At 53.7% G+C, this 20,801-nt stretch carries 23 protein-coding genes; 7 read left to right on the top strand and 16 right to left on the bottom strand.

The annotated features are described in order from the left end of the window. Positions 1-12: 12 nt before the first annotated feature. A complete protein-coding gene (locus TEU_RS07020) occupies positions 13-1,734 on the bottom strand; it encodes a chloride channel protein (RefSeq protein WP_050003097.1) in 1,722 nt (573 codons plus the stop codon). 74 nt (positions 1,735-1,808) lie between these two features. Between TEU_RS07020 and TEU_RS07015 the strand changes: the two genes are divergently transcribed. Beyond that, positions 1,809-2,279 (top strand): hypothetical protein, encoded by a 471-nt coding sequence (locus TEU_RS07015; RefSeq protein WP_050003096.1) that lies wholly within the window; start codon positions 1,809-1,811, stop codon positions 2,277-2,279. Positions 2,280-2,295: 16 nt separating this feature from the next. Here the strand turns inward: TEU_RS07015 and TEU_RS07010 are convergent, their stop codons facing one another. The 10 genes from TEU_RS07010 to TEU_RS06965 all read right to left on the bottom strand — a co-directional run bounded on the left by TEU_RS07010 (position 2,296) and on the right by TEU_RS06965 (position 11,282). Next, positions 2,296-3,615, bottom strand: coding sequence for a cation:proton antiporter (locus tag TEU_RS07010; RefSeq protein WP_050003095.1), 1,320 nt, complete (start codon positions 3,613-3,615; stop codon positions 2,296-2,298). Next, a complete protein-coding gene (locus tag TEU_RS07005) occupies positions 3,603-4,097 on the bottom strand; it encodes a CBS domain-containing protein (protein WP_050003094.1) in 495 nt (164 codons plus the stop codon). Before TEU_RS07005 ends, TEU_RS07010 begins: the two co-directional genes overlap by 13 nt. A gap of 175 nt (positions 4,098-4,272) precedes the next feature. Beyond that, the gene (speB, locus tag TEU_RS07000) at positions 4,273-5,130 is read right to left on the bottom strand and encodes an agmatinase (RefSeq protein ID WP_050003093.1); all 858 of its coding nucleotides are present in this window, start codon (positions 5,128-5,130) and stop codon (positions 4,273-4,275) included. A 39-nt stretch (positions 5,131-5,169) separates the two neighbouring features. Next, on the bottom strand, positions 5,170-5,619 hold the full coding sequence (locus TEU_RS06995) for a universal stress protein (RefSeq protein WP_050003092.1): 450 nt from the start codon (positions 5,617-5,619) through the stop codon (positions 5,170-5,172). Positions 5,620-5,629: 10 nt separating this feature from the next. Continuing rightward, positions 5,630-6,910 carry an ArsB/NhaD family transporter gene (locus tag TEU_RS06990; protein WP_050003091.1) on the bottom strand — a complete coding sequence of 427 codons (1,281 nt, stop codon included), beginning with the start codon at positions 6,908-6,910 and terminating at the stop codon, positions 5,630-5,632. 11 nt (positions 6,911-6,921) lie between these two features. Further along, complete coding sequence (locus tag TEU_RS06985; RefSeq protein ID WP_050003090.1) at positions 6,922-7,467, bottom strand: hypothetical protein; 546 nt, start codon at positions 7,465-7,467, stop codon at positions 6,922-6,924. A 90-nt stretch (positions 7,468-7,557) separates the two neighbouring features. After that, on the bottom strand, positions 7,558-7,968 hold the full coding sequence (locus TEU_RS06980; protein WP_050003089.1) for a translation initiation factor IF-5A: 411 nt from the start codon (positions 7,966-7,968) through the stop codon (positions 7,558-7,560). Between the two features lie 122 nt (positions 7,969-8,090). Further along, positions 8,091-9,470 carry a sodium-dependent transporter gene (locus TEU_RS06975; RefSeq protein ID WP_050003088.1) on the bottom strand — a complete coding sequence of 460 codons (1,380 nt, stop codon included), beginning with the start codon at positions 9,468-9,470 and terminating at the stop codon, positions 8,091-8,093. 101 nt (positions 9,471-9,571) lie between these two features. Next, positions 9,572-10,231, bottom strand: a complete 660-nt coding sequence (locus TEU_RS06970; protein WP_050003087.1) for a 16S rRNA methyltransferase — start codon at positions 10,229-10,231, stop codon at positions 9,572-9,574. Continuing rightward, entirely contained in the window at positions 10,209-11,282 is a 1,074-nt protein-coding gene (locus tag TEU_RS06965) for a saccharopine dehydrogenase family protein (RefSeq protein WP_050003086.1), read from the bottom strand. The genes TEU_RS06970 and TEU_RS06965 overlap by 23 nt, the downstream gene beginning before the upstream one ends. Positions 11,283-11,342: 60 nt before the next feature. Between TEU_RS06965 and TEU_RS06960 the strand changes: the two genes are divergently transcribed. Both TEU_RS06960 and TEU_RS06955 read left to right on the top strand, forming a co-directional pair. Then, on the top strand, positions 11,343-11,921 hold the full coding sequence (locus TEU_RS06960) for a metallophosphoesterase family protein (RefSeq protein WP_050003085.1): 579 nt from the start codon (positions 11,343-11,345) through the stop codon (positions 11,919-11,921). After that, positions 11,921-12,895, top strand: a complete 975-nt coding sequence (locus TEU_RS06955) for a hypothetical protein (RefSeq protein ID WP_050003084.1) — start codon at positions 11,921-11,923, stop codon at positions 12,893-12,895. Before TEU_RS06960 ends, TEU_RS06955 begins: the two co-directional genes overlap by 1 nt. Positions 12,896-12,899: 4 nt before the next feature. On the opposite strand, the gene TEU_RS06950 is transcribed toward TEU_RS06955, so the two are convergent. Both TEU_RS06950 and argF read right to left on the bottom strand, forming a co-directional pair. After that, positions 12,900-13,832: an NOL1/NOP2/sun family putative RNA methylase gene (locus tag TEU_RS06950; protein ID WP_050003083.1), complete on the bottom strand. Its 933-nt coding sequence runs from the start codon at positions 13,830-13,832 to the stop codon at positions 12,900-12,902. A gap of 170 nt (positions 13,833-14,002) precedes the next feature. Next, positions 14,003-14,950, bottom strand: a complete 948-nt coding sequence (argF, locus tag TEU_RS06945) for an ornithine carbamoyltransferase (RefSeq protein ID WP_050003082.1) — start codon at positions 14,948-14,950, stop codon at positions 14,003-14,005. Between the two features lie 213 nt (positions 14,951-15,163). On the opposite strand from argF, the gene thyX reads away from it, so the two are divergent. The 4 genes from thyX to TEU_RS06925 all read left to right on the top strand — a co-directional run bounded on the left by thyX (position 15,164) and on the right by TEU_RS06925 (position 19,005). Next, entirely contained in the window at positions 15,164-15,898 is a 735-nt protein-coding gene (gene thyX / locus TEU_RS06940; RefSeq protein ID WP_050003081.1) for an FAD-dependent thymidylate synthase, read from the top strand. A 234-nt stretch (positions 15,899-16,132) separates the two neighbouring features. After that, on the top strand, positions 16,133-17,761 hold the full coding sequence (locus TEU_RS06935) for a Na+/H+ antiporter NhaC family protein (RefSeq protein WP_050003080.1): 1,629 nt from the start codon (positions 16,133-16,135) through the stop codon (positions 17,759-17,761). A 154-nt stretch (positions 17,762-17,915) separates the two neighbouring features. Beyond that, positions 17,916-18,167, top strand: a complete 252-nt coding sequence (locus TEU_RS06930; protein ID WP_174412698.1) for a hypothetical protein — start codon at positions 17,916-17,918, stop codon at positions 18,165-18,167. Between the two features lie 403 nt (positions 18,168-18,570). Then, a complete protein-coding gene (locus TEU_RS06925) occupies positions 18,571-19,005 on the top strand; it encodes a hypothetical protein (protein ID WP_050003079.1) in 435 nt (144 codons plus the stop codon). 6 nt (positions 19,006-19,011) lie between these two features. On the opposite strand, the gene TEU_RS06920 is transcribed toward TEU_RS06925, so the two are convergent. The 3 genes from TEU_RS06920 to TEU_RS06910 form a co-directional block, all read right to left on the bottom strand. Then, entirely contained in the window at positions 19,012-19,230 is a 219-nt protein-coding gene (locus tag TEU_RS06920; RefSeq protein ID WP_227738675.1) for a TRAM domain-containing protein, read from the bottom strand. A gap of 78 nt (positions 19,231-19,308) precedes the next feature. Further along, the gene (locus TEU_RS06915) at positions 19,309-19,803 is read right to left on the bottom strand and encodes an HIT family protein (RefSeq protein WP_050003077.1); all 495 of its coding nucleotides are present in this window, start codon (positions 19,801-19,803) and stop codon (positions 19,309-19,311) included. A 41-nt stretch (positions 19,804-19,844) separates the two neighbouring features. Further along, positions 19,845-20,777: a calcium/sodium antiporter gene (locus tag TEU_RS06910; RefSeq protein ID WP_050003952.1), complete on the bottom strand. Its 933-nt coding sequence runs from the start codon at positions 20,775-20,777 to the stop codon at positions 19,845-19,847. Between the last annotated feature and the right edge of the window lie 24 nt (positions 20,778-20,801).

The raw sequence follows: 20,801 nt of genomic DNA, 5'->3' as shown, positions 1-20,801 counted from the left end.
CACCTCGGTCTCTCAGTCTATGTACATTCCCTCCAGACCGCGGTAGTAGGCGCGGTATATGTCCCTTTTGGTCACGACGCCGACGAGCTTCCTGCTCTCTTTGCTTTCCGTGACGGGTAGCAGGTTCTGGTCATAGGCCATTAGCTTCTCAAAGGCCTCTTCGGCTGTCTCTGTAGGGCACGTCACAGCGTATGGCCTGCGGATGAACCTCCTTACGGGCAACCTCTTAACGCTCGAAGGCTTTTTCAGGAGGTCCTTCACGCCGATTATGCCCACGACCTCCATGTTTTCATTAACAACCGGGAAGCAGTCGTGACCGGTCTCACCTATGAGGTGCTCCACGTCAAAGAGCGTATTGTCTTCGGTGACGTAAACTGGTTCGCGGGTCATTATCTCTCCAACGGAGATTGTCTCCAGCACGACGGGCTTTCCTGTCCTTACACGGTAGCCCTTCCTGAGGAGCTTGAGGGTGTAGATGGACTCCCCTTTGAGGAAAAACCTGGCCGTGAGGAACCCTATCGTTGCCGAGGTCATCACCGCGGGCAGGACTGCATAGCTCCTCGTCAGTTCGGTTACCATTAATATCTGAGAGATGGGGGCCTGAGTCATGCCGCTGAAGAAGGCCGCCATTCCGGCGAGAGCATAGACCGCGGGATCCGGCCCAATGCCTGGAAGAACAAGCCTCACGGCCTTCCCGAAGGCCGCCCCGAACATAGTGCCTATGTAAAGGCTGGGTGCAAAGACGCCGCCGCTCTGGCCGGAACCCACTGTTAGTGCAGTTGCCAGCATTTTGACAAGGCCGAGTGCTATCAGCATGCCCAGGGCCAGCTCGTCATAGAACGCCATCTTCATGCCCTCGTAGCCAACGCCGAATATACCATACTCCGGAAACAGCATCCCCAGAACGCCGACACCAAAGCCCCCTACTACAGGTTTTACGATTTCGGGCACCTTTGCCTTCGAGAACCCGTCGCTTACACGGTAGAGGAACCGCGCGTAGAACGCCGCGAGGAGGCCGAGACCCAGGCCGAGGAGGAAGAAGAGGGGGAGCTCTGGGAGAGTGTGCCCTATATTCTCAGGAATGTCTATCTCAACCGCCCTGTTCAGGATTGCCAGCGTGACGGCGTTTCCGGTAACGGCCGCGATGAAAATGGGCACGAGGTTTATCGAAAACGCCCCCATGTAGACGACCTCAAGGGCGAACATTGCCCCCGCGAGTGGTGTGTTGAATGTGCCGGCTATGCCCGCGGCGAGGCCGCACGTTACGAGGAGCTTTTTCATTTCCTTTGACATCTTGAACCAGCGCGCGAGAATTGAGGTTAAAGCTGCACCTATGAACCCTATCGGCCCCTCGCGCCCAACGCTCCCGCCGGAACCAATGGTTATGGCGGTGGCCATTGTTTTCATGACTGCGAACTTCCCGGGGATGTTGCCCCCCTTAAATATGACCGCCTCTATGACCTCAGGAATACCGTTCCCCTTGATTTCGGGACACCTGATTACAAAGAAGGCCACAATGAACGCACCGAGCATCGGGAGAAGCAGATACCCAAGGTTGAGGCCTCCAGCTTCGTAGGAGGCCCTCGGAAGAAACCACCCAAAAAAGACGCTGTGGACGGCGTTCACAAGAACCCTTAGGGCTATGGCGCCCAAGCCCCCAACTAGACCGGCCAGGATTGAAAACGCAATTACGATGCCCCACTTCCTGAGGTACTGGACGTCTTTCGGGGTCATCACACTGAGTTTGTCCGGGTAATAAAAAGCTTAAGCTTTTATACCCCCCGCCCAAACCATCACCGGTGGAAACTATGAAAGTTGAAGGATTCGTTGCTTCCCTGAAAAACGCGGAGACTATTGGCGAGCTCTTCAAGATACTCCAGGAGAAAGGTGCCCCCCTCGTCGAACTCGACGGCCAGAGGTTTCTCATCGTCGTTGAGGGCGACTTTGAGGGGAGGAGGTTCTGGACCGAGATAAACGGTGAGAAGGCCAACCAGGCCCTTGGCGATGCCATGCTGAACTCCTCAAGCTTCCCGTTCAAGTGCAAGAGGCCGTACACAGGTGGAAACGTCATCTTCGTTAACTTCGACGACATCGAGGTGGAGAAGTTCCTCGTCGCTTACCGCGACCCGGACTACGGGATATTCTACCTCGTAGAGAACGGCGAAGCCAAGGAGATAACAGGGGAAGAGTACGAGGAGCTGAAAGACAAGATGCCCGAGTTCAAAATAAAGTCAATGAGCGAAGAGCAGATGGACATGATGGGAGCGTTTTTCGGCTGAAGGCGTCGCCGGGCATTCACTGGGAGCCCTTGAGCTCCTTTATCTTCTCTTTGGTCTCCATTATGCGCTCGACCTTTCTTGAGGCCTTCGAAGACCTCGCCTTCTCTATCTCGTGCTTGAACGCCCACTTGAGGAGCGGCGGGGTTATGAGCACTGATACCGTTATGAATATCAGCGTCGCGGCGATGAACTTGGGAGCGTCTTCGGGAGGAATCGCTCCGCCGTGTATGGCGACCATCAGGTTGACGAGGGCAACTTCAGTCCTCGGAATTGAGCCTATGCCCATCTGGAGGGACATCCAGAGGTTCTCCTTGGTGAACAGGAACTCCCTTCCGCGGCCCCACGCCGTTATCCAAGCACCGAATCCCCTTCCAAGGACTTTTCCAACGACGGCAACCGTTGTGAGAACCGCCGCAAGAACCAGCGCGTCAGCGTTCTCGAAGACGGTGAGGTTCAGCATCGCCCCGGTGTGGACGAAGAAGAACGGTACCAGCAGGCCGTAGCCGATTGCACGGAGGTCGTCCATGAGACGCCTGCCCTCTGGGAGCTTCGAGAGCACGAGACCCATCATAAAGGCACCTTCAATCGCGGCGGCAAACCACCCTTCGGCGAGGGCAGCGAATAGGAACATCATGCCGATGACCATTCCAAGGACTCCCTTTTCGACGTGGAGCCTCTCGGCGAACCTGACGTAGTGGTCAACGAGGTACCACCATATAACGCCGGTTATTATGAAGAACAGAACTATCTTGATGGACAGGTCTATCAGACTCCCAGTGCCGACGGCGAATATGATTAGAGCTATTCCGAGGAAGTCGTCCATAACGCTCGCGCTCAGGGAGGCGACCCCAACCTCGCTCTTGAGGACGCCGAGGTCCATCATGACCCTGACGGTTAGGCCTATGCTCGTGGCGGTGAGAAGAACACCCCCCGCAAAGGCCTCCTTGCTCGGGTAGCCCATCTCCATCAGGACGAACCAGCCCATTATCAGGGGGACAAAAACGCCGAGAAGCGTTGAGACCGTTGCCGTCAGTCCCGTTTTCTTGAGCTGTTCAACGTCGGTGTCCAAAGCGCCCAGAAACAGGAGGAATATTATGCCCAGCTTGGCAAGGAACTCAGGAACCTGGGTCGCGTCCGTTGTAAAGCCCTCCCCGCTCACTATTGGAAGGTACTGCGGCGCCACAATCCCGAAGTAGACAAGGTTGCCCAGGAGTATTCCCATTATGAGCTCTCCAAGGACTCCTGGAAGCTCAAAGCGCTCTATGAGGCTGTCTCCAATCTTGGCTAGTATCAGGGAGATTCCAAGGGTAAACAACAGCCACGTCACTGTCTCCATGTTACACCACCCACCTTCAGCAGTCTCAACAGCTCGTCTATGAGTATCCTCAGGCTGACCTCGCCCACGAGCCTGTCCCCATCAACGACCGCAAGCACCTGCACGCGGTATTTCTTCATCTTCATGAGCGCATCAAGAACCGTTGCATCGCATTCGATGGTGAGGGGGTTTCTTTCCGCAACGTCCTCGGCCTTCGTTGCACCACCAAGGAGCGATTTCAGCGTCCCTCTCGTCATGCCGAGCTTGAACTTGTACGCGTCCGGCGGGAGGAGGACATCTATAACGTCGAGGAGCCTGATTACACCTACAAGCTTCATGGTTTCCCTGCTCTCCACAACCCACACGTGGTGTCTTGTCCTGAGAAGCTTCAGCACGTTTATGATTTCAGCGTCCTTCTCAACTACGGGCAGCGTCTCAGGCTTCGGCATGATTGACTCAATCTTCATAGAGTGGAACACTTCAAGCGCGTTCTCAAGCTCCATTCCCCATCACCCCCTTAAAAATTTTAGGAGGGGATATTTAAGGCTTTGTGGGGGAAAATGTGCACCGAGAGAGCTTTTAGAGCATCAGGTTAGCTAATTTGACCCCTAAACAATCGTTGGAGAAAGCAGACTCCGTTTTATAACGAGAGAACAAAAGGGGAACAAAATGTAGAGATTAACGGGCGAGGGCTCCGATTATGTAGAACAACAGCTTTGCCGCAGTGAGGGCGGTTACGTTCCCCAGCTCCGTCCCGCCGACCTCCATTATGTCAACGCCCACCACCTTCTTGTTCTCCACGAGCCACTCCACAGCCTCGATGACGTCCCAGAAGCGCAGGCCCCCCGCTTCGGGCGTCCCGGTAGAGGGAACCAGCGACAGGTCGAAGGCGTCAATGTCAATGGACAGGTAGACGGGCTCGGGGAGAGGCTTCACGAGCTCTATGAAGGAGTCGAAGTCGTAGTCCCTCGCGTGAACCCAGGAAATGCCGTTTTCCTTCGCGAACTCAACTTCCTCCTTCGTGCCGCTCCTTATCCCGAACAGGGCCTCTCTGATTCCGAGTTCCGCTATCCTCCTCGCGACGCAGGCGTGGTTGTAGGGGTTGTCCTCGTAGCTGTCCCTCAGGTCGAGGTGGGCGTCGAAGACCACGTAGCTCGCCGGTTTGAGGGCCTCGACGGCCCCAAGTGTCTGGGAGTGCTCGCCGCCGAGGAGTATCGGTATCGCATCGGGGTTAACGCGCCTGAGCTCTTCAATCGTCTCCCGAACCCTGTCGGCCGTTTTCCTTGGGTCGCCGGCGACGATTGCTATATCCCCTATGTCCGCTATGGGCAGTTCCGCTATGTCGATGTCGTAGTCGAGGATGTAGCTCTCAAGGTTCAGGGTGGCCTGCCTTATCAGGGTCGGTCCGAACCTCGTGCCCGGCTTGTAGCTGGTTGTCCCATCAAAGGGGACGCCCAGGATAACGTATTTCGCTTCCTCCGGCCTGACGAGCGGGAACTCAAGCTTCAAGGTCTCATGCGTATACAGGAACTCCATACCACCACCCAGCCCGAGAGAGGAAGCGGGGTTTTAAAGCTATCTCACAATCATGACCGGTGGCTTGATGTGGCCGACGACGTCCTCAAGGAGGGAGCCTATCCTCGTCTTTCCGCTCTTTCCGTAGGCCCCCATGACCACGAGGGAGTAGTTGCCTGAATTCGCCTCTTCGAGGATTCTATCCTTTGCCGGCCCCTCTACGATTTTGAAGGAGCAGTTTATTCCCTCACTCTGACCGAGTTCGAGGAGCGTTGTGAGAACGTCCTTTATGCCCTTCTTGTTCTCCTTCCAGAGAGTCTCTTCGAAGTTCTGAATTTCCTCAAGGTTTCCGCTCCTGAAGCTGGTGTGGAAGGCGATGGCACGGACTTCTCTCCTGTCAAGGACGGAGAACAGGACGACCTTTGCCTTCTTTGTCCGGGCTATTGCGAATGCGTGCAGGGCCGCCTTCTGGCTCCACTTCGAGCCGTCAACGAGGACGAGTATCTTCATACGTACCACCTCACAGCACCACGTACCTCAACCACAGGACTATACTCCCAAGGGCAACTGTGGCAATCATAACAACCATTCCCACCTTGAGGAAGTCCCCAAAGGTTATCTCAATCCCCTCCCTGTGCGCAATTCCTATGACGACGACGTTGGCGCTCGCCCCTATTGCAGTCCCGTTTCCACCGAGACATGCCCCCAGGGAAAGGGCCCACCACAGCGGGTAGGTGTTGAGCGTCGAGCCCATGGCCTTTATCAGGGGAATCATCGTGGCCGTAAAGGGTATGTTGTCAACCACGGCACTCGCAAGGGCGGAGAACCAGGATATCATGAATATGGCTTCGCTTTCGGAGTTGATGTGGCCCGTCATCCAGTCCGCAACCTGGGCTATGGCTCCCGTCTCCACCAGGGCGCCGACGAGTATGAACAGGCCCCCGAAGAAGAAGAGGGTCGCCCACTCAACCTTTTCCAGCGCGTGTTCTGGCGATGCCCCGCTCCACAGCAGGAGCAACGAGGCCCCTGTAAGGGCTATAACCGCGGGCTCAACCCCCAACCTGTCGTGGAAGAAAAATCCGAGCATTACAAGACCTATAACAGCCAGGGACTTCTTGAAGAGCTTCATGTCCTTGATTGCATCTTCTTCTTTCAGCCCCATTATAAGTGTCTGTATCTCTTTCTCTTTTGCGGGACTGACCTTTATGGCTCCTCTGTACGCGAGGTAGATTATCCCAACGGTGACAGCGAGGTCGAGGAGGGAAATAGGAGCCATGTTTGCTATGAACTCGTTGAAGCTGAGGTCTGCGGCCGAGCCTATCATTATGTTGGGAGGGTCTCCAATAAGGGTTGCCGCACCGCCTATGTTGGAGGCAAAGACCTCAGACAGGAGGAAGGGAATTGGATTGACGTTCATTCTCCTCGTTATGTATATCAGCATGGGTGTGAGGAGCAAAACGGTTGTAACGTTATCTAAGAACGCACTAACGACCGCTGTGACCACCGAAAAGAGCAGGAGGACGCGCATCGGCTTTCCCTTCGAGAACTTGGCGGTTTTTATGGCGATGTATTCAAAAAGTCCGCTTTCCCGCGCAACGTTGACGACCACCATCATACCGGCTAGGAGCAGTATCGTGTCGAGGTCGAGGTACTCTGGAACCTTCTCCCAGGGGACTACGTTCGTTAAGAGAACGACCGACGCACCTGCCATTGCGGCAACCGTTCTGTGGATTTTCTCGGTTATTATGAAGGCATAGGTGCCCAGGAACACCGACAGCGCTATAATCTCTGGGGTGTTCATGTGTACCACCTCTAATAGAGTATTACCGGCTTTTCGATTCTCTGGACTATCCTAAAGGCCAGGGGGGTTATGTTGTAAGTTTTGAGACCCTCGGAACCGAAATGCTTCGAAATCACGAGCAAATCGTAGTTTTCAATGGCGTCCTCCACAAAGGACGCCTTGTCCTCAAAGAGTATCTCCGAGCTGAAGTTGACCCCAAGCTGGGACAATCTTCCTGAAATGTCCCTAATGAACTCCTCCCCCATGCTCTTCTCGTTTATGCGGAATTTCTTTGCCGCCTCTTCTCCCAGCGTTTCCCGGATAAGGGCGCAGAGCCGACCGTCTATCAGGTAAGTGACCTTGATGAAGGCTCCTGGATACGATGTCAGAACATCATAAATTTCATCGGGAGGTTTTTCGGAGAACCTGTCAACGACCAAGAGAACCGACGAAATCACGGGGATTTCCATTTCTTCTTCAGTTAAAAGGAACTCCCGGTATGCCTTCATTATCTCCTCGTACCGTGAGCCCGCGATGTAGTTGAACTTTCTAAGTATCAGCTTTTTGAAATCTGGCATTGCAACCCCCAGTGGCCACAGAAGAAAAGCCCATTTATATGAGTTTTGTTTAATGAAAAAACCAAAATTGGGCGAAAATAAAACCCCCGTTCACTCGCCCCTAACCTTCTTGATCTGGATCCTTCCGAGAGTCTCCCAGTACTCGACGGTGATGCCTTCCTTGAGCTGGTCCTTGACTTCTTCCTCGACGCCGCCCTCGATCGGGACGTCATAGAGCTCGTAGGTCTCCATGTCCATAATCTGGACGGTGTCTGGGGTTATCGCGATGACCTGGCCGACGCGCTTGTCGATAATCGGGACGTCAACTTCGGCGCTGGTCGGCTTGACGATGCTCCTGACCTTGCCGTCGAAGATTCCAACGGCCTCAATCCTTGCCTTGGCGGAACCGTGCTTTCCCGGGGAAGAAACGGTTATGTTCACAATCCTGCAGGGCTCGTCGTCGATAATTATGTACCTTCCGGGCTTGAGCTTGCTGACCTGAACCTTGGTCTTGTCTCCCATCTTTCAGACCTCCTATAAGCGTTCTGGGTTGTGTTGGGAAAGCCGTTTAAAAAATTTTTGAAAGGGCGAAAAAGACTTTACATTTTTCTTTTGAAAGCCTCACCCTTCATGGCAGGGAGGAGTCAGCGCCTGCTCTTCAACAGTACCTTGTTCATGAGGAGGGGCACCAATAGAACGAGGCCAAGCACTGCACCCATCTTGACCTGCACTGCAGAGGCCGTGAGGGCGTAGTAAATGGTTACTAGCCCGCTAAGGAGCAGTACAAGAACAATGGCCAAGACCGCCCCTTTATTTGGTGCCAGTTCTGAGGGTATAAGCGGATAGCTCTCTATCGCGGCCATAATGGTAGCAACTGAGAAGGGCACGACGACGAACATAGTTCTGATATCGCCGACAACCATTGCCGCGGCCAGCATCATTCCGATGAAGCCTACCAAGCCCAGGCTCCCGTTTCTGCTGAGCTGCATGACCTCAGAAAGTATATGACTACCCATTTCAATCAGGACAATTATGCTCGTGAGGCCGGCGAGATATAGGGACAGCATCAGCAGCGTTATGAGCGTCGTATCGTTGGATAGGTTGCCCTTCAAAACCGTGGGTATCGAGTAAAAGACCTCTATGGAGTCCACAGGACTGGCATCGCTGTTTGTGGTGTACTGCTTGAGGTCGTCGAACCTCGTGAAGAGCTCCAGGGACTCCTCTGCCGAAATGTCAGGGTTCTGGAAGGCCTCTTCAACCGCCTGGTAGGCGGCACCGAGGGAGTAGGCCACTGTGAAAGCGGCGGCGAAGCTCAGGATTATCTGGAGAACAAAGACGCCCGCAAGAACCTTTCTCAGGTCAAGCTCCTCTGGAGCGAAGCTACCTATAACATAGTAGACCCCGGTGCCAAGCCCAAAGGATATGAGCACCGAAACGAGCATGTAGATTACTCCCTTTGCCGTTAGCGGCATGTTGAATGAAGTTATTGAGGAAACAGCGTTTTCCATGTACTGAACCGCCTGCGGGGAGACAACCGTGGCGAGCGCCCCGTTTCTTATTAGGAGTGCCGCAACAAGTGCGAAGAGGATAAAGAGTATTGAGAAAATTGAGATGAACTCAAGGGTTCTTCCCTTTGCAAGCAGGAGCATCAGGATTGAGAGTGCCACAGTTCCAGCTGCGAGAATGGGAATGTATTTTGACCCCACTCCAAGAATGAGGGCCAGGCCATAGGAGGAATAGTAAGTGGTGACGCCGAGGATTACCAGCAGGAACATCAGAAGGCTGAATATCAGCGCAGGAGTTCTGGATATCTTAAAGAACAACTCATATATGAGGTAACGGGTCTTTTTGGTGCTCTCAGCCTCGCTGTATATCAGGAACATCGCAACCAGGGTTGGAACGAGCGAAACAATGAAGCCCTTGAGTCCGAAGTTTATGTAGTACTTTGGCAGAACCAGGAAGTTCCATATTCCCAGAATGTAGCCCGCGATTAAAAACGCCATAAGGAAGCTTATTTTCCGCATGGGTTTACCCTCCCTATTGTTGATTGTGGCATTATTCAGTGGTGATACACGGAGCGAACAACCTCAAAATATAAAAACATTGTGTAGTCCCTTGCCGCTCTTCAAAGAACCCAATGCTCAAAGTTGGTGATTAACTCGTTCACAACAGTCCAGGCCATCAGGGGCTCATGGTAGAGGCTGACTTTCTTCCCCTCAACCTGGCTCCTGAAGTCCCCGTGGGGGAAGCCGCCGACTATGACTAGAGGATTTTCAAACCCAGCCAAAACCTTTCCGAAGTCCCGGGGTTTCATCAGCTCCCCGCCCTCGTGCATGACAAAGACTTCATCGGGCCCAATCTCTTCAACCAGCTCGCTCAGGGTCTTCTCTTCGAGGCGGAGGAGTTCCAAGTCCTGCGGGACTACCTTGTTCTTGAAGAGACTCTCCATGAGGCCAAGGAAGCGGTTGTAGTTCCTCGGAAGCCTCGTCTCCGGCTTTATGTAAATAACCTCGTCGTTCCTTGTGTGAACATAAACGCGGAGCTTCCCCTCCTTGTTGGCTATGCTCTCAAGGGCGTTGAGGAGGCAGATGTGCACTATGTCCGGTCTGCCCCGCCTGTCGCCGTCTTTGAGCTTCCTGAGAGCTGAGTGGTGGTAGCTACTATCGAGTACTACTTCCTCCGGCTTCTTGCCCCTCCTCTTGGCGTAGTTCACCACTGCTGGGTGGTCAGCTATTGACTGTGGAACCAGCTCAAGCTCGGAATCAGCTATTACCAGGTGGAGCATTCCCCTCCCTCCTCGGCTTTATTCCCCTCTCTTCAAGGTCGTCGAGGATTCTTTTGAAAGTATCAATCCTCATTCCCAATATCTCTGGTGGGATAACTCCATAGATGCAACTCCCCTCAGCGACGAGCCTCGCAACAGCGGAGGCAGTGTAGCTAGTAACGCGGGCCATTGAAGTGAACTCCCGTTCCTCATCAATTAGGGTGTAGCTTATGGCTTTATCGGGCTCTGCCCCCATTACCTGCATTATGGAGAAGTCGGGGCTCTCGTAGGTCATGAGCGGTGTTATGACTCCCAGGGTCTTGTCGAGGTGCTCGGGCTTGAAAAAGCCAAGCTCCCTCAGAACCTTCATCTTCTCAAGGTGTCCCGGCCAGCGTAGCGTCCACTCCTCAAGCCTTTCCACTCTCACGCTCTCAAGCAGGCTCCTCAGGCCGTCGCTGGGGAAGGCTTCGAAGGTGTACCCCTCAATTTCCACCGTCTTAATTTCTGAGAGCGGGTCCACTGCCGTGACTTTCCCACTTCTTATGACCCTCGCTGGCCTGGTGTATTCTTCAATTAAGTCTTTAGGTGACCATGTAATTCTGTAATAAAGTGGTGGTTTTGGCTCCTTTGGGAGGCCTCCAACGTAGATATATCCCTCTCTCATGTCGTCGAGCTCGTTCCAAATGCGTCCCATTAAGATGTGGCTCAGTCCGGGAGCGAAGCCAGCATCAAATACAACTGTCACCTGTGCTCTCTCAGCTTCGTCGCGGAGCTCTAACGGGTTCTCTGGCATGAACGAGACATCAACCATGTCAACGCCCGCCTTAATGGCGGCCTTCACCGATTGGTATCCAAACCTGCCGGGGAGCGCCCCTACAACGAGTTCAAAGCCTTTCATGACCTCAACGAGGGAATCAAAGCGGGAGGCATCAACTTTCATGGGGGTTGCAAACTCTGAGACGGCGTTCAGCCCCTCGTCGCTGACGTCTCCGACGTAGACATCGAACTCATCTTTCAAATCCCAGGCTATTGCCCTGCCGACGTTTCCGGCACCGAGAACGAGAACCTTCATTGTAACACCCATATCAACTTTGGAGAAGGTATATATAAGACCTCCCCCCATTTCCTTTTAATGCCGATAAGACTCCCAATCTTCCGGAAAAAGGTCATGGAAAAACTGTCCTCCACGGAGGAAACCAAGATAATGCACGTAAGCGATACCCCCGAAAGCGTTTACCGCTTCCTCAACGGCCTGATTGAAAAGACAGAGCCCGACTACATAATCCACACGGGCGACCTTGCCGACAACATAAAGCTGGAGCGCAGGCCCGAGCTGAAGCCGCTCTACGTGGGGGCCGTGAGAAGGCTGGCGAGAGTCCTCAAGAACTCCGGGGCGGTGCTGTATATAGTCCCAGGCAACGAGGACGACCCGGAGGTAGTTGGGGAGTTCTTTGAGGATTCCGTTGTTGAGCCAGGAACTGTTGTTGAGATAGAGGGTAAAAGGTTCGCCCTCGGCCACACATGGAAAGATGTGGTGGGCTTAGAGGCAGATTTCAAGCTCTACGGCCACAGTTTCAAGCTGATAGAGAGGGGACTGAACGGGGTTCTCGGTGTTAACTTCATTCTTCTTCCGAGCGGAGAGACGTACCGTGTGAAGTATCCGAGCGGGACGGACTTTGATAGGGGATACAAGATGTGGAGGGGACTGTGATGCGCGTTTTGAGGTTTGGGCCCTCGATAATCTTCCTCAGGACGTCCCATGAGGACGCCGTAAGGTCTGCTCTCAGGGATATTTTTGGTGTTGAGGAAATCCCTACTGATGAGGCAATAAGGAAAAGCAACGAGTTCGAAACCGTGGTCTTTGTGACCGAGGAGTGGAAAAAGGAAACGATTCCCCCTAAACAGGCATTTCTGGTAAGACACCACGCCCCCGTTGTCCTGAGCAGGATAATCAACAGCAAACTTCCCGTTGAGAAAGTCCACGTGGAGAGCACACTGATACTGATGCGCGTCCCGGACAAGATTGAGGAAGGACTGAGGCTCATCGCTGAAAAGTACGGCGGGGAGATAATGGATATAAGAACGGCCTTCGACGAGGGCGAAGCTGGAGACACCATAATAGGCCTGACAAGGAAGAAGCTGAACTCTCCAATAGGGCCGGAGGACATTGAGGGCGCAGTCCTCATCCGCAGGGACTTCCTAGAAGTCTACCGGGAGCTGAGCCTTGATGCACCTATCCTGCTGCTGAAACTGATGCCGGAGTGGAAAGAGATTACGATTAAAATCTACGACACCTCAAAACGCTACGAGGAGAACGTAGAGCGCCTCATGATGGTGATTGAAGACCTAGACCTGGGCTTTATCGTCGGGGAAGGCTGGGACTGGGACTACCCGAGACCCCTCATGCGCATCCCCGTTTACAAGCTTAAGCTCTTAACCTGGGAGAAGCCGGAGCGGGTCAAGTTCCTGCTCAAAGGCCTCGAATACCACGGCTACAAGCGCCTCTGCGACATAGACGTCTTTGTAGAGGGGAAGAAAATCCACTGGACGGCCCTCGGGAAGTACGACTCAAAGTTCGAGCTTGCCAAGGCCGCGAGGGAAGAGCTGGAGAAGAACCTGAGCGAGGACGTCATTGAAAGGTTACGGGAGCTTGATGAAAAACTTGCCTTAGAGTCGAAGGATTAGACAGCTACTCAAGTTTCTTAATCTTTGCCACGAAGAACCCGCTCGTCCCGTGCCTGTCGGGATAAAAGCGCCTCGCCTTCTTTATCTCCTCGCTCAGCTCGATTCCAAATGGCCTCGTCAGCGCGGGCTCGCCGTAGCGGAGTGGGAGGAGCTCAACGTCAAAGTTGTCCAGAACCCACTGGATTACGAACTCATTCTCCTCGGGCTCAAGGGAACAGGTCGAGTAGACGAGGACTCCGCCCTTCTTGAGGGCACTTAAGCCCTTTTCAAGGAGCTGCATCTGGAGGCCTTGGCAGAACTTTATGTCGTCCATCGTCCGGTTCGCCTTTCTCTCCGGGTTTTTGTGGATTGTGCCGGAGCCCGTACACGGGGCGTCGAGGAGGATTTTGTCGAACTCAACGCCGAGCTCATCTATGTGAAGCGACGACTTGTGGAAGAGGACGGTGTTGGTGACGCCAAGACGCGAGAGGTTCAGGCGGGTCTCCTTCAGTCTGTCTTCTCCAACATCAAAGGCGTAGATTATTCCCTCGTTCTCCATGAGCTGGGCGAGATAGGAAGTTTTACCCCCAGGTGCCGCCGCCATGTCCGCAATGACTTCACCGGGCTTCGGTTCGAGCGCCACGGGAGGATACATCGAGCTGGCCTCTTGAATGTAGAGGAGACCGCTCAGATACTCGGGCGTTGATGTAATCGAGAACGGCTCGCGCGTGAGGCAGAATCCTTCCCTCGCCCAGGGAACCCTCTTAAACTGGAAGCCTTTCTTGTTGAGGAGCTTGGTTAGCCTGGGAACCTCTATCCTGAGCGTGTTCACGCGGAAGCATCTCGGCAGGGGTTTCTCCATAGCCTCAGCAATCGCCAGTGCCCGCTCACCCCACAGTTCGTAATAGCGCTCCGCAAAGGCCTTGGAATAGCCGAGACTGAACAGCTTTTCGAGCATGGGGGGAAGGTTGGAGCAGAGGTTTAAAAGGTTCTTCGTTTGTGAAACCAGACTTTCACAAACTGCACCTTTTGTGAAAGACCACTTTCATAAATTGCACGGTTTATGAAAGACCGCTTTCACAGCGGGCGAAAAACTTTCAATTGATAGTCAAAAAGAGAAGAAGAGCTTCAAACTTTTATCCCGCCCATGACGAGGGCCATAACAGCCTTCTGGGCGTGGAGCCTGTTCTCGGCCTGGTCGAAGACGACGCTGTTCGGGCTGTCTATGACGTCGTCAGTAACTTCCTCACCCCTGTGGGCGGGGAGGCAGTGCATGAAGATGTAGTCGGGCTTGGCGTGCTTGACGAGCTCTTTGTTCACCTGGAAGGGCTGGAATATCTTTCTCCTCTCCTCTGCCTCGGCTTCCTGACCCATGCTCGCCCAGACGTCGGTGTAGATGACGTCAGCATCTTTAACAGCCTGAACCGGGTCGTGGAGGAGCTCGAACGAGCCACCGCTCTCGGCCGCGTTTTGCTCGGCCCACTTGATGACCTTCTCGTCAGGCTCGAAGCCCTCTGGAGTTGCAACGACGACGTTCGCTCCAAGCTTGGTTCCGGCTATCATGAGGGAATGAGCCACGTTGTTTCCGTCACCGACGTAGACTATCTTGAGGCCCTGAATCCTGCCCTTCTTCTCGAGTATGGTCTGGTAGTCGGCCAGAGCCTGGCACGGGTGGGAGAAGTCGGACAGACCGTTGATGACCGGGACGCTCGCGTACTTGGCGAGGTCCTCAACGTCCTTGTGGTCGAAGACGCGGGCCATTATTCCGTCAACGTACCTGCTGAGGACGCGCGCGGTGTCGGCTATGGTCTCACCGCGCCTGAGCTGTAAATCGTTGGCGTTGAGGTAGAGGCCGTAGCCACCGAGCTGGTAGATTCCCACCTCGAAGGAAATCCTCGTCCTCGTGGAGGGCTTCTGGAATATCATGGCGAGGGTCTTGCCCTCAAGAACGCGGTGCGGCTTTCCAATCTTGTTCCAAATCTTCATCATCTCGGCCGTCTTGAGAATAGTCTCAATCTCCTCCCTCGTGAAGTCCTGGAGGCAGAGAAGGTCTCTTCCGGCAAGGCTAACCACCATGTGCATCACCGTTTAAACCTGACCCCTGAATTTAATAACCCTTTCGTCGGAAGACTCTCGATTTTCCTGAAATTATTTGAAGCCATCTCGTCGGCACCTTTGCAAACGTATATTTTATCCTCCAAAAGAGTACATTAATGAAACCCCACTAAGCTTTTTCCCCACAGCAAATCTAATAAAGCGGACTTCTTCAGGTCATCGGTGATTCTGGATATGGGCGGAATCAAGGTCAAGCTCGTCAATTATACGAAAAAGCCCCTTGAAACCGTCACATGGTCGGCCCTTATAAGCTACTGGGACGAATGGGAGAGTGAGGCCTTCGAGCGAATGACCGAGAAGGACGTCGAGATGCATCTGCCGAGGGTTCTTGGCTACGGCCACGAGTCAATACTCGAACACGCGGTTCTGACGTTCTCGATTGAGGGCTGTTCTCGTGTGTGTAGTCATCAGCTTGTCCGTCATAGGATAGCGAGCTACACCCAGCAATCAATGCGCTATATAAAATTGAACCCAAATGACGTTGAGGAGACCTTCGTAATCCCAGAGAGCGTTAAAGAAAAGCCTGAACTCTACGAAAAGTGGAGGAAGCTTATGCGCGAAGCCATCGAGCTCTACGAGGAGAGCTACGAAGCCGGAGTCCACCAGGAGGACGCGCGCTTCGTTCTTCCGCAGGCAGTCAGAACGAAGATAGTCGTGACCATGAACCTGCGCGAGCTTAAGCACTTCTTCGGCCTGAGGCTCTGCGAGAGAGCTCAATGGGAGATAAGGGAAGTCGCCTGGAAGATGCTCGAAGAAATCGCAAAGAACGACGAACTCAGACCGATTATAAGGTGGGCAAAGCTCGGGCCGAGGTGCATACAGCTCGGCTACTGCCCGGAGCGGGAGCTGATGCCCCCTGGCTGTTTAAAAAAGACAAAGGAAAAATGGGAAAATGTCATGAAAGTATGAGCAATTATTTCATATTTTTTAGAACATCCCCAAATCTATTGGGAAAAATACTTGTGGAATGAGCCCTAAAAAACTGCATTAGTGCTAAAATTATAGTCTCTTATAATCTATCTCGACCTATAAAGGCTTGTCATGACCACAATTAACCAAAAAAAGTCAAGAAAGCCTTTTATAGGATATGAATGCAATATTATTGAAAGAATGTTGCATTTAGTGCAATAGGGGGGCAACAATATGACCGACTATGGAATCTTGTCTCTTTTGCCACCCCTCGTGGCCATCGGGATGGCAATACTTACAAAAAGGGTCTTGTTCGCTTTGTTTTTTGGAGTATGGGTCGGCGGACTGCTGGTAGCGGGAGGAGACCCGATAGGCGCAACTACAAAGACGCTGGAGTGGATTGTTTTCAGTATAGCGTCTGCAAAGGAAGAGAATGGGCAGATAGTCACCGACCTCTGGAACACGAGGATTCTCCTCTTCGATGCACTTATTGGAGCAGGTGTCGCGCTGATTTACAAAGCGGGCGGAATGAACGCAATAGCAAAGGCAGTCACCAAGAAAATTAGAACCAGCAGGGCGGCCTCTCTCATGGCGGCGATTTTTGGAACCTTAATCTTCTTTGACGACTACACAAACACAATCATCGTTGGAAACACCATGAGGCCCATAACCGACAGGGCGAGGGTCTCCAGGGAGTTTTTAGCTTATGCTGACGACTCCACAGCCGCGCCGGTGGCAGTTCTGGCGGTAGTTTCGACGTGGATAGGGTACGAGCTTGGGCTTCTAAAAGACGCAATAGCTGAAGTCGGGGCCAACGTGAGCGCATACTCGGCGTGGTTTGCAAGCTGGCCGTACAGGTTTTACCCAATACTTGCGATTATCCTTGTCTACCTCGTGGCCGTTACCCACAGGCACTACGGCCCGATGCTCAAGGCTGAATACCGCGCCAGGACAACGGGCAAGATTCTCCGCGACGGCGCACAGCCAATGATGACGACCGAAGTCGACGTCGGAATGCCGATCGAAGGAAAGGAAAGTGTCTGGGTATTCGCGCTCCCTGTGATAACGCTGGTGGCGCTGACCTTCCTCGGGCTGTGGGTCACCGGCGGTGGAAGCGCAACCTACGCGGAAGGAGGCTTCCAGGCCGTCCTCTCCAACGCCGACTCGACATGGGCGCTCGTTTGGGGCTCATTCGGCATGGTCGTCGTCGCAATGGCGCTCGTCATCGGTATGAAGGTTATGAGCCTTAAGGAGGTTGAGGAGACCGTAGTTGCAGGTATGAAGCAGATGCACTTTGCAATGATGATTCTCATCCTCGCGTGGAGCATTAAGAGGGCCTGCGACGCCGTTGGAACTGCGGACTACGTTGTGAGCGTCGCATCGAACGTCCTCTCACCGGGGCTTGTTCCGCTCGTCGTGTTCCTCGTGGCGGCGTTTATATCGTTCACTACAGGAACATCGTGGGGAACCTTCGCCATAATGATGCCCATCGCAGTCCCGCTGGCCTACGAGCTGAGCGGAAGCTTCGGCCCGGTGGTCTACGCTAGCATAGCGTCTGTCTTCGCCGGCGGTGTCTTCGGCGACCACTGCTCCCCGATAAGCGACACGACAATCATGAGCTCCATGTTCTCAGGCTGCGACCACATTGACCACGTGGCCACCCAGATTCCCTACTCGGTCACAGCGGCCGCAGTGGGCGCTTTAATGCTCATACTGTTCGCGGTAGGCATAACAAACGGGTGGATTCTGCTGGTGATAGCAGTGCCCCTCCTAATAGCTGCGCACTACTTCCTCAGTGAATGGTATGGAGGAAAGGCAGGCATTCCCCACGGTAAGGTTCCGATATACGTCGTGGAAGACTGAGCTGTATTCTCTCTTTTCTGTTTCTCCCTTTCCGTTTACATCCCCATATTTCCAAAAAAGCACCTGAGGGGCCGGTACGATGATTAGGGGGTTCTAAACCATAAGTTCAAGAAACTCTTTTTTAGGCTTTTTTAACGCCCTTAGGGGGCATATCATGAGAGCGAAGAGCTATGAGGTTGAGTTGCCCTACGGATGGGAAACCCTCCAGGCGGTGCTAAGTGAACCCCAGAAGACGTTGCCTTTCTTCCCGTACTTCGAGAGCTTTCAGGACGGCAAGGTCAGGTTCAAAGTCCCGAGGTTTATCTTTAACTTCGACTACGAGTTTGAACTCGACGTTGGCATGGGCCGGAACGAGGCCATATACACGTTCAGAGGGGAGCGGGGAATCCTGACGATTACCTCGTGAAAGCCTCGCCCTTTAGGGTGGGGATGCAGAGATTCTAAAATTCGGCATTCGAATAGAAACCTTTTTGAACTCTTGCAATGTAATAAGACCCTGAAAAGGCCATCAAAGAACAACCCGATGAGATGAGGGGTTTTCACTGTGTCCTCCCTACGGTGGGAGGAAGACGCCGTTAGGCGTCTCTTCAAAAACCGCCTTCGAGCGGTTGAAAACTCTGAACGGTGGCCTCTAAACCATAACCCCAAACCGCTCTGCGCGGTAGGGGTAACGGGCCGAAGACCCGGCCCGCGGGCTGAACCGAAAGTGGCAACACGAGTAGGTAATGAACCCGCAAACCTCCCCGCCACTGGCGAGGAGTTAATCCGTTGGAACCCTCAGCTAAGGCGGGGAGGAGGTCAGATTCAAGATGGCCAGACGGAAGCTGAAAGTCACCGCAAGCTGGGCAGGCTTTGGTGAATCCCTAATGGGAAAACCGCTGGAGAACTTCGTGGAGGGCATATCAGAGGCCATAAGGGAGTTCTGCTCCTCAATGGCCTGTCCAACGGTGAGGCTCAGCGAAAGCAGAGGGGAAGTAGAGCACGTGACGCCCGAAACGGCTCCAGCTATCGTCAAAAGGATCGCAATGGAACTCGGCAGGGACTTCGTCATTGAAGGCGAGGGTGAAGACGGAACCTACCTTTCGGCCGAAGTTCAGAACGGCAGTCTTAGAAAGCTGAGGGTTAAACAGGGGATTAAGGAGTCCATAATCGAAGCTGATATACCCGTTGTGGAGCTTGGCAGTGAACTCTTCGAAGGACTGCCCCTTGAGAAGAAGTTCAGAATCAGGGCAAGGAAGATATAAGGAAGGTCAGCCGACGACCTCCCCAAAGGCAAAGCGCTCTTTCACGTTTTTTATCTCGATCTGGACTTCTTCCCCAACCTCGGTGTTTGGCACAAAAACCACAAAGCCCTTAATCCTGGCGATGCCGTCTCCATCTTTTCCAAGGGTTTCAATCCGAACCTTGTAGCGCTCGCCCCTCTTTACGGGGCTTCCTGGAGGTAATGCTTTTCCCTCCAATCCAGACACCACCAGAGGGTTTTCGGGAGAAGAAGTGGCGAGGGACTATAAAAAGCTTGTCAGAAGAAGGAGAGCCAATATGGGAGCTCAACTTTCCCTCTCGACTTCCTCTATGGCCCTCTTGAGCTCGTCGTAGGCCTCCTCAAGCGATTCGGGGATAACCTTGGTGTCCGCTATTACCGGCATGAAGTTCGTGTCGCCGTTCCAGCGCGGGACTATGTGGAGGTGAACGTGGCTGTCTATTCCTGCCCCCGCTACCCTGCCGAGGTTCACGCCGAGGTTGAAGCCGTCCGGGTTCATGGCCTTCTTTATCGCCCTAATCATGAGCTGGGTAAGCTTCATTATCTCGAGCAACTCCTCGTCGGTCAGCTCCTCCCAGTTGGCGACGTGCCTGTAAGGCGCAACCATGACGTGGCCTGGGTTGTAGGGGTAGTTGTTCATTATGACGAAGGCGTGCTTTCCTCGGTAGAGGATTAGTCTCTCTTTGTCCCTGTTCTCCTTCGGGAAGTCGCAGAAGATACAGCCGTCGTGCTTGGGTGAGCGTATGTACTCGATTCTCCACGGTGCCCACAGGACTTTCATTTCTCACCACCGGAAGAAGAGAGAAAGGGGGCTTAAAAACCTTACAGTTCCACGCCGGAGAACATCAGCACGAGGTAGAGAGCGTAGAGGGCCAGAAAGTAAGCCCCGACGCGCCTGTCTATCCCGCTTGTTCTCTTCAGCGAAACTATCATCGGAAGCATTGCAAGGAGAACCAGCAGGATTGTCAGCACCGATGCTCCAGTTGGGAGGGGCCTTATGACCGACGCAACCCCCAAAACGACGAGGGCGTTCATTATGTTGGCACCGATTATGTTGCCGACGCTTATGCTCCCGCGCTCCCTTATCGCCCCGTAGAGGGCGTTGGTCATCTCGGGGAGGGACGTTCCAATTGCGACGATGGTCGCCCCTATCACGAAGTCCGAGATTCCAAAGGCCTGGGCAATGTTCTTGCCACCGAAAACGACTGCCTCAGCACCGCCGACGAGGAAGAGGCCGAGGACGATTAGGAGAACGTAGTCGAGGGGCGTAACGTTCCCGCTCGGCTCCCAATCGACCTCGCTTCTCGCGTGCTTCTTGAGAAGCCAGCGGAGGTAGACCGCGTAGGCAAGGAGGAGCAGAAGTCCGTCGAGCCGGCTGAGGGTGCCGTCGAGGGAGAGCAGTATGAGGAGCACCAGAGAGGCCAGCATAACGAGAGAGTTTTCATACGCGGATTTACCAGCAGTCAGGGGTTTAATCATCGAGGCCAAGCCGAGGATCAGGGCTATGTTCGCGAAAATACTGCCAAGAGCGTTTCCGAGGGCTATTCCATTGACGCCCTGGTAGCTCGCGAGGGCGCTCGTCGTTATCTCGGGAAGGGTCGTTGAAAGGCTTACGAGGACGATGCTTATGACGAGGGGCGAGATTCCGGCCTTCCTCGCGACCTCGATTATCTTGTCCGACAGCTTGTCCCCTGCAAGCACGAGAATCGCTATTCCGATGATTATTGAGAGCGTCCATACTGCGAACTCAAGCATCTTTCTCCCCCCTGTTGCCTTCTC

Origin of the sequence: Thermococcus eurythermalis (assembly GCF_000769655.1) — an archaeon.
In the GTDB taxonomy this organism is placed as follows: domain Archaea; phylum Methanobacteriota_B; class Thermococci; order Thermococcales; family Thermococcaceae; genus Thermococcus; species Thermococcus eurythermalis.
This window is presented reverse-complemented; position numbering and strand designations above follow the sequence as displayed.

Bases quoted from the DNA above. Each gene is read 5' to 3' on its own strand.
- TEU_RS07020 (WP_050003097.1), bottom strand. From the start codon at position 1,734: ATGACCCCGAAAGACGTCCAGTACCTCAGGAAGTGGGGCATCGTAATT.
- TEU_RS07015 (WP_050003096.1), top strand. From the start codon at position 1,809: ATGAAAGTTGAAGGATTCGTTGCTTCCCTGAAAAACGCGGAGACTATT.
- TEU_RS07010 (WP_050003095.1), bottom strand. From the start codon at position 3,615: ATGGAGACAGTGACGTGGCTGTTGTTTACCCTTGGAATCTCCCTGATA.
- TEU_RS07005 (WP_050003094.1), bottom strand. From the start codon at position 4,097: ATGGAGCTTGAGAACGCGCTTGAAGTGTTCCACTCTATGAAGATTGAG.
- speB (WP_050003093.1), bottom strand. From the start codon at position 5,130: ATGGAGTTCCTGTATACGCATGAGACCTTGAAGCTTGAGTTCCCGCTC.
- TEU_RS06995 (WP_050003092.1), bottom strand. From the start codon at position 5,619: ATGAAGATACTCGTCCTCGTTGACGGCTCGAAGTGGAGCCAGAAGGCG.
- TEU_RS06990 (WP_050003091.1), bottom strand. From the start codon at position 6,910: ATGAACACCCCAGAGATTATAGCGCTGTCGGTGTTCCTGGGCACCTAT.
- TEU_RS06985 (WP_050003090.1), bottom strand. From the start codon at position 7,467: ATGCCAGATTTCAAAAAGCTGATACTTAGAAAGTTCAACTACATCGCG.
- TEU_RS06980 (WP_050003089.1), bottom strand. From the start codon at position 7,968: ATGGGAGACAAGACCAAGGTTCAGGTCAGCAAGCTCAAGCCCGGAAGG.
- TEU_RS06975 (WP_050003088.1), bottom strand. From the start codon at position 9,470: ATGCGGAAAATAAGCTTCCTTATGGCGTTTTTAATCGCGGGCTACATT.
- TEU_RS06970 (WP_050003087.1), bottom strand. From the start codon at position 10,231: ATGCTCCACCTGGTAATAGCTGATTCCGAGCTTGAGCTGGTTCCACAG.
- TEU_RS06965 (WP_050003086.1), bottom strand. From the start codon at position 11,282: ATGAAGGTTCTCGTTCTCGGTGCCGGAAACGTCGGCAGGGCAATAGCC.
- TEU_RS06960 (WP_050003085.1), top strand. From the start codon at position 11,343: ATGCCGATAAGACTCCCAATCTTCCGGAAAAAGGTCATGGAAAAACTG.
- TEU_RS06955 (WP_050003084.1), top strand. From the start codon at position 11,921: ATGCGCGTTTTGAGGTTTGGGCCCTCGATAATCTTCCTCAGGACGTCC.
- TEU_RS06950 (WP_050003083.1), bottom strand. From the start codon at position 13,832: ATGCTCGAAAAGCTGTTCAGTCTCGGCTATTCCAAGGCCTTTGCGGAG.
- argF (WP_050003082.1), bottom strand. From the start codon at position 14,950: ATGGTGGTTAGCCTTGCCGGAAGAGACCTTCTCTGCCTCCAGGACTTC.
- thyX (WP_050003081.1), top strand. From the start codon at position 15,164: ATGGGCGGAATCAAGGTCAAGCTCGTCAATTATACGAAAAAGCCCCTT.
- TEU_RS06935 (WP_050003080.1), top strand. From the start codon at position 16,133: ATGACCGACTATGGAATCTTGTCTCTTTTGCCACCCCTCGTGGCCATC.
- TEU_RS06930 (WP_174412698.1), top strand. From the start codon at position 17,916: ATGAGAGCGAAGAGCTATGAGGTTGAGTTGCCCTACGGATGGGAAACC.
- TEU_RS06925 (WP_050003079.1), top strand. From the start codon at position 18,571: ATGGCCAGACGGAAGCTGAAAGTCACCGCAAGCTGGGCAGGCTTTGGT.
- TEU_RS06915 (WP_050003077.1), bottom strand. From the start codon at position 19,803: ATGAAAGTCCTGTGGGCACCGTGGAGAATCGAGTACATACGCTCACCC.
- TEU_RS06910 (WP_050003952.1), bottom strand. From the start codon at position 20,777: ATGCTTGAGTTCGCAGTATGGACGCTCTCAATAATCATCGGAATAGCG.